General features: G+C 37.7%; 9 protein-coding genes, 1 tRNA gene and 4 pseudogenes. 2 read left to right on the forward strand and 12 right to left on the reverse strand.

Features of this window, described 5'->3' with window-relative positions; translation table 11 throughout:
- Positions 1-58 precede the first annotated feature (58 nt).
- The 8 genes and pseudogenes from ACPC58_RS08950 to ACPC58_RS08985 form a co-directional block, all read right to left on the reverse strand.
- Positions 59-940 (reverse strand): class II fructose-bisphosphate aldolase, encoded by an 882-nt coding sequence (locus ACPC58_RS08950; RefSeq protein ID WP_434065824.1) that lies wholly within the window; start codon positions 938-940, stop codon positions 59-61.
- A 219-nt stretch (positions 941-1,159) separates the two neighbouring features.
- Positions 1,160-1,245, reverse strand: a tRNA-Leu gene (locus ACPC58_RS08955).
- 328 nt (positions 1,246-1,573) lie between these two features.
- Positions 1,574-2,176: a hypothetical protein gene (locus tag ACPC58_RS08960; RefSeq protein WP_434065825.1), complete on the reverse strand. Its 603-nt coding sequence runs from the start codon at positions 2,174-2,176 to the stop codon at positions 1,574-1,576.
- A gap of 75 nt (positions 2,177-2,251) precedes the next feature.
- Positions 2,252-2,431, reverse strand: a complete 180-nt coding sequence (locus tag ACPC58_RS08965) for a hypothetical protein (RefSeq protein WP_434065826.1) — start codon at positions 2,429-2,431, stop codon at positions 2,252-2,254.
- Between the two features lie 105 nt (positions 2,432-2,536).
- Positions 2,537-4,240, reverse strand: coding sequence for a dihydroxy-acid dehydratase (gene ilvD / locus ACPC58_RS08970; protein ID WP_434065827.1), 1,704 nt, complete (start codon positions 4,238-4,240; stop codon positions 2,537-2,539).
- Between the two features lie 473 nt (positions 4,241-4,713).
- Positions 4,714-4,926 (reverse strand): annotated as a pseudogene (locus tag ACPC58_RS08975) (PTS fructose transporter subunit IIA); the annotation flags it as partial.
- 88 nt (positions 4,927-5,014) lie between these two features.
- Positions 5,015-5,501, reverse strand: a pseudogene (locus ACPC58_RS08980) (PTS system mannose/fructose/N-acetylgalactosamine-transporter subunit IIB).
- A 13-nt stretch (positions 5,502-5,514) separates the two neighbouring features.
- Positions 5,515-7,291: pseudogene (locus ACPC58_RS08985) on the reverse strand (glycoside hydrolase family 35 protein).
- A 218-nt stretch (positions 7,292-7,509) separates the two neighbouring features.
- On the opposite strand from ACPC58_RS08985, the gene ACPC58_RS08990 reads away from it, so the two are divergent.
- Positions 7,510-8,220: a GntR family transcriptional regulator gene (locus ACPC58_RS08990; RefSeq protein WP_217374643.1), complete on the forward strand. Its 711-nt coding sequence runs from the start codon at positions 7,510-7,512 to the stop codon at positions 8,218-8,220.
- 111 nt (positions 8,221-8,331) lie between these two features.
- Here the strand turns inward: ACPC58_RS08990 and ACPC58_RS08995 are convergent, their stop codons facing one another.
- The 4 genes and pseudogenes from ACPC58_RS08995 to recX form a co-directional block, all read right to left on the reverse strand.
- Positions 8,332-9,069, reverse strand: coding sequence for a GntR family transcriptional regulator (locus ACPC58_RS08995; protein WP_217374642.1), 738 nt, complete (start codon positions 9,067-9,069; stop codon positions 8,332-8,334).
- 155 nt (positions 9,070-9,224) lie between these two features.
- Positions 9,225-9,543: pseudogene (locus ACPC58_RS09000) on the reverse strand (DUF960 domain-containing protein).
- Positions 9,544-9,598: 55 nt separating this feature from the next.
- The gene (gene ntdP, locus ACPC58_RS09005) at positions 9,599-10,132 is read right to left on the reverse strand and encodes a nucleoside tri-diphosphate phosphatase (protein WP_024396634.1); all 534 of its coding nucleotides are present in this window, start codon (positions 10,130-10,132) and stop codon (positions 9,599-9,601) included.
- A gap of 76 nt (positions 10,133-10,208) precedes the next feature.
- Positions 10,209-10,985, reverse strand: coding sequence for a recombination regulator RecX (gene recX / locus ACPC58_RS09010; protein ID WP_217374640.1), 777 nt, complete (start codon positions 10,983-10,985; stop codon positions 10,209-10,211).
- A gap of 37 nt (positions 10,986-11,022) precedes the next feature.
- Here recX and rlmD point away from each other — a divergent pair, with 37 nt between their 5' ends.
- Positions 11,023-12,378 (forward strand): 23S rRNA (uracil(1939)-C(5))-methyltransferase RlmD, encoded by a 1,356-nt coding sequence (gene rlmD / locus ACPC58_RS09015; protein WP_434065828.1) that lies wholly within the window; start codon positions 11,023-11,025, stop codon positions 12,376-12,378.
- The last annotated feature ends 86 nt before the right edge of the window (positions 12,379-12,464 follow it).

Here is a 12,464-nt window from a genome sequence, read left to right on the forward strand (position 1 = left end):
AGCAAAAAAAGGCTTATCCTTTCGGATAAACCCTGATTTAATCATGTATTATAACTGATTAAGCTTTGTTTGCTGAACCAAATACGTCAATACGTTCTTCAACAGAAGCTTGGATAGCTTTCACGCCGTCTGCCAAGAATTTACGTGGGTCAAAGAGTTTTTTCTTATCGTATTCTGCTTCGTTTGCTTCATAAGCTGCTGCAAATTTACGAGTTGCGTTTGCGAATGCAATTTGGCACTCAGTATTAACGTTAACTTTAGCAACACCCAATTTGATTGCTGCTTGGATTTGCTCATCTGGAATACCAGAACCACCGTGCAATACGATTGGGAAACCAGGTACAGCTTCAGTCAATTTACGCAAGTGGTCAAGATCAAGACCTTCCCAGTTTGCTGGGTATGGGCCGTGGATGTTACCGATACCTGCTGCCAAGAAGTCAATACCAGTTGCAACCATTGCTACTGCATCTTCGATTGGAGCCAATTCACCGCTACCAATGATACCATCTTCTTCACCACCGATAGTACCTACTTCAGCTTCAACTGAGATACCTTTAGCGTGTGCCAATTCTACAACTTCTTTAGCTTTTGCAAGGTTTTCTTCTACTGGAAGGTGTGAACCATCAAACATGATAGAAGTATAACCAACTTCGATACATTCAAGAGCATCTTCGTAGTGACCATGGTCAAGGTGAATAGCAACTGGAACTGTGATGTTCATTGATTCAATCAAGTCTGCAATCAAGTTACGAGCTACTTTGTAACCACCCATGTACTTAGCTGCACCCATTGAAGTTTGGATAAGAACAGGAGCTTGTTTCGCTTCTGCTGCACGCAAGATAGCTTGAGTCCACTCAAGGTTGTTTGTGTTAAATCCACCAACTGCATAACCGTTGTCACGCGCTGCTTGGACAAATTTTTCTGCTGAAACTAATGGCATTTCGAAAGCCTCCTAATATTTTTTGAGGTTGCACCTCATACTCCTCTATTCTACCATTTTTATTTTGAAAATGCTAGTTGAAACCATATTTTTGAGAAAACTTTCACATGTATTTTCATGAAACTCCCTGCAAATTGGACAACAGACGGTAGAAAAGGGGGTAGTGTAACCACTCATATTATTACAAAACAAAAAAGACTAGCCTCAGCTAGTCTACTATGCGGAGAGTGGGACTTGAACCCACACGACCTAAAGCGGTCACAGGATCCTTAGTCCTGCGCGTCTGCCAATTCCGCCATCCCCGCTCAACACAAGAACTAGTATAACATGAGGAGGGGGCCTTGTCAATACTTTTTAATTACTTTTTGAAATCTTTTGAGTTGATTTATGCTTGCAAAGTATTCAGCCCTCTAAGCAAAATATCCTACAAAAAAGTATGTAAAAATCACAAAGAGGGCTAACCACTTTAAACGTGAGGAAAAGGAGAATCGCTACCAAGAAAAACGATAGGCTGTTTGTGAGAAGAAACAATCACCTTGTTCCAACAAAATAGATCCAAAACTATCAACATTACATACATTCGGAAGCCCCTGGCATTCTAGACTAAAGGCGCCATGGAAAGCCGCTAACTCTTCAACCGGGAAATTTAACAACGGATGGTTGATTGGTTACAACACTTAGTTTAATTTTCCCATCAGGGCTTAATACCTCTACGGGAGTTGCTACATCTTCCAATATCCATGGGTGATCATAGCCTTTTACGAGGAGATTCTGAGTGTGTTGGCTATTAAAGCCCTGAGAAAACGAAGCAAAATCTCTAAAATCAAAAGGCGTTTCAATTACTTCTTCCAAAACTCCAATTGGAAGATTATCCTCACCAAGTGGGACATAGCGATCTGCTGCAATTCTGATTTGATGTTTCGCTACAGACTGTTGGAAATCACCTGTCAAATTAAAATAAACATGGTTGGTTGGATTAAAAATGGTTTCCTTAATGGTATCCTTATCAGACTCTGCCCGATACTCTACAAAAAGTTCATTTTCATCCGACAATCGATAAGTTGCTAAAACACGTACATCACCAGGAAATCCATTGAAACCATCCTTTAAGGTAATACCAAAGGTAACTTGGTTATTCTCCTGCTCTACACTTGTCTCCCAGTATTGCTCATTTGCAGTATCAGTCCCACCATGGAGGGTTCGACCCGGCTCATTTTCTGTAAGACAGTACTTCACTCCATTTATTTCTGTTTGTGCCCCCGAAATACGACCTGCAACTGGAACAATTGTAGAACCAGGCTACAAATTTGTTCATCTATACTCCTCATCTGTTGAAGCAGAAAGGCGAACATTCCGAACCCCTCCATCTTCCTCAAGAAGAGCTTCAACGATATGAGCTCCAAAATTTGTCAAACCAACCTTCATACCATTAGCATTCGAAAGGAAGAAATGAAGGGCTTCTCCCTTTCCAAACTGACTTTGTTCAATCATACGAACTCCTATTTTTATTGATTTAATATATGAATAGTATATCTTTAATAGACCATAATGAAAAGGAATCTACAAGAATTCCTTTTTCATCTTATACTAATTATTCTAGCGCTCTGCTTGGCGTTCTGCAAACTCCTCATCGGTCATCATCGAACCACCAAAGTTGGCCGAAGAAGCAAAACGTGTATAACGACGCAGCCAACCACTTGCTATTTTAGGCTTGAATGATTTTAAGTGACGACGACGTTCAGCAAGTACTTCATCATCCACAAGAACATCTATCGTGCGATTGATCAAATCAATCGCTATCTCATCTCCATCCTCTATCAAAGCAATATTTCCACCAGCAGCTGCCTCTGGAGAGACGTGACCAATCGCAATCCCTCTAGTTGCACCAGAGAAACGACCATCCGTTATAAGTGCAACATCTTTCCCCAAACCTCGACCGACAATTTTTGAAGTAGGAGCTAACATTTCTGGCATCCCAGGTCCGCCTTGTGGCCCCTCGTAACGAATCACAACAACATGACCTTTCTGAACTGTACCATTATCAATTGCCTCAAGCGCTTCATCTTGAGAGTCAAAGCAAAGAGCCTCACCTTTAAATGTTTTTACAGAAGGGTCTACCCCACCTACCTTAATAACGGAACCGTCTTGGGTAATATTCCCATAAAGAATGGATAAGCCACCAACTGGTGAGTATGGATGATCTAATGGATGAATAACCTCTTCATTCTTAATCTCACAACCTGAAACATTCTCTTTCAAAGTTCTACCGGTTACAGTTATGCGATTCCCTTTGATAGAACCATTCTTAATCAATTGATTGATAATCGCTGAAACCCCTCCCGCCTCATGTACATCATGCATAGTGTAAGCTGATGACGGAGATAATTTAGAAAGATAAGGTGTTTTTTCAGCGATTTCATTAATATCTTTCAAATCATAGGGAATCCCAGCTTCTCTGGCAATGGCTAGCGTGTGTAATACTGTATTCGTTGAACCTCCCATTGCCATATCCAAAGCAAACGCATCATCTATTGCTTCTTTCGTTACAATGTCTCTAGGTTTAATATTCTTTTTAACATTTTCCATTAAGTATTTGGCAGCTTGGCGAACAAGTTCTCGTCGTTCATCAGACACTGCAAGAATTGTACCATTCCCTGGCAATGCAAGTCCCAATACCTCCATCAAACAATTCATTGAATTGGCTGTAAACATTCCCGAACAAGAACCGCAAGTCGGACAAGCATTTTTTTCTAGAAATTCAAACTCCTGTTCTGACATTTCCCCAGCTTGGTAGCTACCAACTGCCTCAAATAGACTAGAAAGGCTGGCATGATGCCCTGTCATATCGACACCACCCTTCATAGGTCCTCCAGAACAAAATACTGCCGGAACATTGGTTCGCATAGCTGCTAAAATCATTCCAGGAGTAATCTTATCGCAGTTTGGAATATAAAAAACTCCATCAAACCAATGCGCATTGATGACTGTTTCAGCCGCATCTGCTATCAATTCCCTTGAAGGCAAACTGTATCTCATTCCAATGTGTCCCATGGCAATACCGTCATCAACCCCAATGGTGTTAAACTCAAACGGAATCCCACCAGCTTCCCTTATCGCTTCTTTTGCCACATCCGCCAACTCTCTCAAATGTACATGTCCAGGTACAATATCGATGTAGGAATTGCAAATCGCAATAAAGGGTTTTTGAAAATCCTTTGCAGATTTCACTTGTCCTGTCGCGTATAATAAGCCACGCGCAGGAGCCTTGTCAATCCCGATTTTTATCATATCACTTCTCATTGGATTCTCCTTATATTTAAAATGATTCCTCACATAACATGTTACCACTTTAAAAGTGAATGTCAATAAATTTTCAGAAAATTTGGTCATTTTTGTTTTCGATCTCTCTGTGAATCGATTCATTCACTGGCACATTATTCCTCTCCATAGACTAAGAATGGTAGGAAGGGGTTTCACAACATGATAGGATAGAGCAATGTATCAAGAAATATGATAAATGATACTCCATACAAAAAGAGACCAGGTTTGCCCAGTCTCAGGATACTTAAAGCAAATTTGACTACAGTATTATTTTTGCTCGACGAAGATAATCTCCAACCGAAACAGTCTCTGACTTTCCTCGTTCTCCCGTTTCTAGGCTCAGGCTGAAACAGTCACTTGAACTTCCCTCAATCTCCTATTTCTGGGCTCGGGCTTTCTGTGGTCACTTTCTTATTTCAAGGTGACCATCTGAAACAGTTCCCCGAACTGTTTCACTCCTCATCATCTTCGCTACTTGTTAATAAGGAATTGACATAAAGTAAATTGCTTCTACCAAACTACACATAGTCTACAGCTTCACCTAATAGAACGCCGTTCAAGAAATCAATGACCATAGGCATGTTCATACCTGCATATAGATCAAATTAACCACCATCGAATAATTTACGAGAAACTACAATAGCTGGTGCTCCCCCCAACAAATCTGGTAAGCAGAGTAGAGCGTTAAAAGTAATATTTGTCACCATTGCATAATAGTGATCCTCCTTTAAAATTTTTCAAAAAATCCGAACGTTATCTAACCTTATCCAATAATGGCATAAAGTCTTTAGGTGAATCGCCAGGAACCATTTGAGCGAAGAGCTTCACACCCTTAGCTGCCAATGCATCAAAATCTGCAATATCTTTCTACCACATTGATTGAACGTGTGACAGACCGTGTTTCAGGAGTCTGAGACATATTCCCAACGTTATGTTCAGGAAGGCTTACACCATACTCCACTAGGCGAAGGAAATTTTTAGGACGACATGCTACAATAAGCAAGAGTCGAGTATCATATTTTCCTTCTTTAATATTATTTGCAGCTTTATCAATCGGTAAAATAGAAAGTTTTACCCCTAGAGGACAACCCAACTTCAATCCTCGTTTTTCAATGTCGTTTTGAGCAACTGCGTCATCAATTACCATAATACGACCAATATTCAATTTAGTCGTAATCCATAAATTAGCAACTTGACCATGAATCAAACGACCATCGATACGTGTAGCAATAATTGCCATACTCATTTTTCCTTTATTTTAAATCTTTATAGATGGGTTCTTGAGAAAAAGGTAATCTTTCTCTATATTTTCCTTCCGTCTCAAAGACGACTATTTCATTCTCTCCTTTCTTTAAGTATCCTTTTGGAATATAGAGATAGAGAATCGGACCTTTTTCCCAGAAACGTCCAATATTTACATTGTTTACAAATACAACACCTTTACCAAAGCCAGTCATGTCTATGTAAGTATCCGCCAAATCTGACAAGTTACAAGTATAGCGATAGAATGCAGGCTGATTTTCTTGCCAAGTCTTACTATAATCAAGAGCTGAAACCGACTCAATTGGTAGTGGATAGATTTTCCAGTTTCCAATAAAGTGCAGGTCTGCCATCGCTCCTCTTCCCAATCCTTTAGATTGAGTTGGAGCTGTTAGTTTGTGGCCGTAGTTGACACGTCCCCTATTCTCCACAAAAATAGCTAAATCCAATCGCTTGCTTTTGAAATCTAGCGTAATGTCTTCACCAATCTCCGTTTGATATTGTGTTGTAACCTTACACCCATCAGCAAAAACATGAATCCGATCCCGACCATCAATCACACGAAAACGTTCTACTTCTTCCTTGTCTTGTTCCAATTCGGTTTTATAGAGAATATAGCCAGTGGGTTGATTAAATTGTTCCATATTCTTAGGATAGAATGAATGATGACACTCGCTGATGGCATCAATGGTTTCAAACAAACTAACTCTATTCACTAACTCAGCTGGCTCAAACGCCTTAGCTTTTTTCACTATTGGTTCTGCATAGTCTAATTCTGGATATCTTTCCATCATCAGTTTTTGAAGAATGTAAAACTTCTGCGTTGGATTTCCAGCTTCATCTAGAATTGCATCATAATCATAAGATGTCACCTGAGACAAATCAATTTGACCTCGCGCAGAGCATCCATTCATGAAACCAAAGTTCGTACCTCCGTGAAACATGTAGAGATTAATCGAACCAAGTTCAATGCAATCCATGACTGACTGAGCTAGTTCTTCTGGCTCACAACGAATCACTTCATCACCCCAGCAATTGAACCATCCATCCCCAAAATTCCATGCACATCAGTGGCCAAGTCTTTCCATATTCATCAAAGAAAGCTTGCATCATCTGAAAATTTTCGTTCGCTCTTGAACCAAAATTTTCAGTGACCAATATATCATCAGTAATGAGTGAACCTGCACGCAAACAAGCTCTCCATGGACCATCTGATGTGAAGAACGGAGCAGTCAGACCATGTTTACGCATCAAATTCGCAACCTATTTTAAGTAGTCTTTTTCTTCACCTTAGGAACCATACTCATTTTCAACTTGAAACACGAGAATGGTTCCTCCTTGTGCGAGCTGGAACTTATCTAATTTAGGAAGAAGAGAAGCGTAATATTCATCTAAGTGCTTCAAATACGTAGGATCACTCGAACGCACTCTCAGCTCTTCCTTCATCAACCAAGCGGGGAGTCCACCTCATTCCCACTCTGAACAAATATAGGGGGAAGGACGTACAATTGTATAAAGCCCTAGTTCTTGAGCAATTCTTAGAAATCGTTCAACATCTAGAATTCCGTCAAAACAAAAATGTCCTTTTTTAGACTCATGCAAATTCCAAGGAACATAAGTCTCAACCGTATTAAACCCAAGAGCCTTTAGGTTGAATAAAGAATGATACCAGTCATCTGGATGTACTCGAAAATAGTGAATTGCACCAGATAATATTTTAAATGGCTTTTCATCTAAATAGAATTGATCTTTTATCTGAAAATCACTCATTTCTACCTCCATGCAATCGTTTATTTTTTCTATTAGTATATCAACTCTTTCTTATGGTTATGTCCAGTACTTTTGGAAAAAATTTTTATATTTTTTTAAGCAAATAGATATAAAATAATAAATGGGTATTTTTTGCTAAAAAAGCTCCGGAATCATACTAATATCTTTTGATTTTTGTTAGATAATTTAGTATACTAATTACAGAAAGGAGGTATAAAATGAAAGTCCCTAAATATCAACTAATCCAGAATAGCCTTCGTCAACAAATCATTTCGGGAAAATTTGAAAATGGTGATAAATTTTATACAGAAGCAGAATTAACGAAGTTATACAATGTAAGTTCAATTACTGTTATTCGAGCTGTCAATGAGTTAGTTAAAGATGGTTATTTAATTCGCCAACAAGGGAAGGGTACGTTTGTTTCCCGTTCGCGTAAGGGCCGTTTGGTTGAATTTTCAGATGTTGAAATTTTCCCAATTGAAAATGAGCAAGTAATTGTTCTTGCTTGTCAGAAGGGAAATGATACACGAATTCTCGAGAAATTGAACTTAGATAAGAATGACTACTATTATAAAATCGTTCGTATTCGTAAAGCCGACGGAATTCCATTTATTTATCATAATTCTTACATACCTCAACGTTATATTCAAACGCCTGATGCTCCTCTTGAACATTTCCAATCGATCTATCAGCGTCTAAAAATTGATTTTAATATCCACATGTTCGAAGAACCCTTTGTTGAAACAAACGAAGTAAGCTTCCCAACACCCGTGGAAATTGCTAAGGGGTTAGAAATTGATCCAAATCAACCAACTATTTTGCAAAATAAATTGACAACCAATAGTGCTAGTGGAGAAATTATCGAATATACTGAAACTTATAAACATTGGAAATACTATAAATTTGAAATCTCAGCGAATAACCGATAATTCCTTTTGAAACAAACACTTTGCTTCCAATAAATTATAAAAAGATTGTATATAATGGTCATTAATCTGACTTTATATACAATCTTTTTATTATTTACATCATTTACAGAGTTAGTTTTCATTCTTTGGCTTATGAACCATCCGATACCGAAATTGGTCAGCCCTCGCAATGCTAAACGTATACTCAATAATACGATTCTTATCATTGTATGATTTTCGTAACAAATGAAGGACAGGGCTATTTCCCCTTACCCCCAAGAGCTTCGCTTCATTATCCAAGGCAATACTAGCATAAAACTCTTCGACCGCCATTCGAATAAATTGATTATATTTTTTAGAGAATACCTCGTATAATGCTGTATTGTCCAAATCTGCAATAGTTAGGCCATCAAATAAAGAGGCAGGAATGTAGGTACGCTCCAACATCATCGGAATACCATCTGCCAAACGTAGTCGTTCTAATTCATAAACATGTTCACCAATATCAATCATCAACTGCTGTGAAATATATTCCGAAGCTTCTATTTCTTGAAATGAAAGAATAATAGTTTGTGGTACCTTACCCATCACTTTCATTTGCTCGGTAAAGCTATAAACCTGAGATAAATCAACAGCTGGTTCTGAAATTTCCGAAACATAGGTCCCTTTACCATGTTTTTTATAGACCAAACCACGTTTTTCTAATTCTTGTAACGCAAGCCGAACTGTAATACGACTTACACCATATAAATGCGTTAATTCTCTCTCCGAAAACAATTTTTCATTTGGCACCATGCTTTCTCGAATTTTCACTTCCAACTCATCCACTAATTGTAAATAGAGTGGTTTTTCTTGCCCATTAATTGACATAGCGCAACCTCACTTCAACTAGGTATATCATATTATACTGTTATTATTTCATTTTTTAATAAAATAGACTTTCCAAACCAAAAAATATTCATTCAGATGAGGAATCTAGTTTCCACTCGAAATACTTTAACTTGCATGACGAGTATGTTTGTTCATTAAATAAAACTAACTTCATCAGGCAATGTTATAGTTTCTTGTCCTTGCTTATCTACAACTAATACTGTAGAAGGATAAAATGGATCGAAACGACTTGACAAAATCAACCGCCAACACATTTTTATACCCTTCTTGTGAGAAAACTAGGGTAATTTTACCACCTCGGTTTTTAATAGAAAATTGAATCACACTTTTCAAAGGGATAACTCCCTTTAAATAGTTATCAATGACGTACCAGAAACTATCAATCACTTCACCTGGGAGCGAAGTGACAATACCAAAACTTGCATATCTTCCTACCGTCTTATCAAATGCCATCTTTCTACCTCACAGTAAGAAAAAAGCCTGCTAAACAGGTTTTTCTTGAATAACTTTATCGACTTCTCAGTTCTAAATAGCGCTTATACCAGATATTTACATAGGCAGGAGAGAATGGCCCACGCTGATGATTAATCCAATCAACCAATATTTTTACATTTTCCTTCAAAATATAATCAATATCATCTGAATACTTCATATCCTTGCGATGTCGTTCATATTCATCCACATCAAGTAATCTTTTTTCACCATCTGCAAAGACTTTCACATCCAAATCATAATCAATATATTTGAGTGCTTCGTTGTCTAATACAAACGGACTAGCAAGATTACAATAATAAGATACACCATTTTCACGAATCATTGCAATGATATTAAACCAGTATTTTTTATGAAAATATACGATAGCTGGTTCTCTTGTTACCCAACGTCTGCCATCATTTTCTGTCACTAAAGTATGATTATTGACTCCAATGATTGCATGTTCTGTTGTCTTTAATACCATGGTATCACGCCAAGTGCGATGGATTTTTCCGTCATGCTTATAACTTTGAATTGTAATAAAGTCGCCTTCTCTTGGTAATTTCACACTGTTACCAACTTTCTACAATTTCAATTTATCTTCATTATTATATCATATTTTTGACATATGTGAAAATATTTCATCACAGATAATTCCTAAGGACTGCCTGAATCTGATCGAACTCGAAACCTCTCCTCGCTAAAGCCTGAATCAAACGTTGCTTCAACTCATATCCATCATATTTTCGACTATATTTTCGATACAGTTTCTCTAATTCCTTACTAATTAAATCGGCTTCCATATTGTCATCTGCAGAAATATCTAACTGACCAACCGTTTTTCTTGCCAAGTCATAGGTAAAACCCTTATTCATTAATCCTTGAACAATCTTATCCTGCAGAGCTCGAATAGGTAATTTATCCTGATACTTTCTAAGCAATTTTTCAGCAACCTTTTCAATCAGATTAGAAAAATCTACCTCAACTAAACAACTATCAATAACAGATTTAGAAATCCCTTTCGCGATTAATTTCTGCCGAATCAAAGCCGGACCCTTGTCACCATTCAACCCATTTTGATGAACGTAGGTTTCCACATAACTCTTATCATCAATCCATCTCTCTTCTTGTAGAGCGGTAATAATCTTTACAGCATTTGCCTCTTTAATTTCATATTTTTTTAAATAATCCAACACTTCTTTTTTTGTTCGTTGTTTGAAAGATAGAAAGTATAATGCTATATTTTTTCCATAAGAGAATTGAGCAAAATCACGAATTTCTTGAAGTTCATTTTCTGTGATTTCCTTATCCTTACTTAGCATAAAACGAACAATGGTATCCTCAGTAATATACAAAGACTCTTGACTATCAAGCTCTAATAAATATAGTCTTTTTTTCTTTTCAATTTTTGTTATTCTCATTCTTTCATTATACAGGAATTTTCGGTAAAATAATAATATGAATCTAAAAGTTAATCAACGAATCCCCTTAAAAATTAAACGAATGGGCATCAATGGAGAAGGAATAGGTTTTTATCAAAAAACGCTTGTCTTTGTTCCCGGTGTTCTTAAAGGTGAAGAAATATATTGTCAAATTACCTCAATCAAACGGAATTTTGTTGAGGCAAAGTTATTGAAAATCAACAAGCAATCCAAATTCCGTGTCACACCACCTTGTGCTATTTATGAAGCCTGTGGCGGTTGCCAAATCATGCACCTCCGCTATGATAAGCAATTGGATTTTAAAAAAGACTTGCTACAGCAAGCACTAAAAAAATTCAAACCTTCTGGCTACGAACAATACACCATCCATCCAACCATTGGAATGGATCAGCCCAGCCACTACCGTGCTAAATTACAATTTCAAACTCGTACTACTAAAGGCAGCGTCAAAGCTGGATTATATGCAGAAAATTCACATCGTCTAATTGGAATTACTGACTGTTATGTCCAGGATCAAGAAACACAGAGAATTATTAACAGTGTTGCGGAACTCCTCACTAAGCACCGTATCCCAATTTACAACGAACGCAAGGAACAAGGTGTTCGCACTGTCATGGTACGTAGAGCTCGTCAGACGGGACAAGTCCAACTAATTTTTATCACCTCTTGTCAAGTTAATCTAATCAAACTAATTGATGAACTCATCAGTCAGTTTCCAAGTATCGTTACAATTGCCTTAAACTGGAACAGACAAAAAACAAGTGAAGTCTATGGAGAAAAAACTGAAATACTGTGGGGGAAACAAGCTATTGATGAGGCTGTTTTGGACTATGAATTTTCTCTATCACCTCGGGCATTTTACCAATTAAATCCCCAGCAAACCGAAGTACTTTACAATGAAGCAGTAAAAGCCTTGGATATTTCTGGAGACGAAGACCTCATAGATGCTTACTGCGGAGTAGGTACGATCGGCTTTGCCTTTGCCAGAAAAGTCAAATCATTACGTGGTATGGATATTATTCCCGAAGCAATTGAAGATGCAAAAGCAAATGCTAGACAAATGGGCCTAACGAATGCACATTATGAAGCCGGTAAAGCAGAAGACATAATTCCAAAATGGTATCAAGAAGGATATCACGCAGATGCACTCATTGTTGATCCTCCACGGACTGGAATAGACGGAAAACTCCTAAAAACAATCCTTAAGTACAGACCATCAAAAATGGTCTATGTTTCTTGCAATGTTTCAACACTCGCAAGAGACCTGGTTGAATTAACTAAATCCTACCAGGTTGAATATATTCAATCTGTTGACATGTTCCCTCATACCGCTAGAACAGAAGCGGTTGTGAAATTAACAAGAACCGAATAACTCATCATCGTAACTGCCCAATAACAAGGTATCTATCCAATCACTCCTTCCTCCAGTATACTGTTATAAAAAACAAACTGGAGGAT

This window comes from Streptococcus sp. VTCC 12905, assembly GCF_049893385.1.
In the GTDB taxonomy this organism is placed as follows: Bacteria; Bacillota; Bacilli; order Lactobacillales; family Streptococcaceae; genus Streptococcus; species Streptococcus suis_AA.

Bases quoted from the DNA above. Each gene is read 5' to 3' on its own strand.
- ACPC58_RS08950 (WP_434065824.1), bottom strand. From the start codon at position 940: ATGCCATTAGTTTCAGCAGAAAAATTTGTCCAAGCAGCGCGTGACAAC.
- ACPC58_RS08965 (WP_434065826.1), bottom strand. From the start codon at position 2,431: ATGATTGAACAAAGTCAGTTTGGAAAGGGAGAAGCCCTTCATTTCTTC.
- ilvD (WP_434065827.1), bottom strand. From the start codon at position 4,240: ATGAGAAGTGATATGATAAAAATCGGGATTGACAAGGCTCCTGCGCGT.
- ACPC58_RS08990 (WP_217374643.1), top strand. From the start codon at position 7,510: ATGAAAGTCCCTAAATATCAACTAATCCAGAATAGCCTTCGTCAACAA.
- ACPC58_RS08995 (WP_217374642.1), bottom strand. From the start codon at position 9,069: ATGTCAATTAATGGGCAAGAAAAACCACTCTATTTACAATTAGTGGAT.
- recX (WP_217374640.1), bottom strand. From the start codon at position 10,985: ATGAGAATAACAAAAATTGAAAAGAAAAAAAGACTATATTTATTAGAG.
- rlmD (WP_434065828.1), top strand. From the start codon at position 11,023: ATGAATCTAAAAGTTAATCAACGAATCCCCTTAAAAATTAAACGAATG.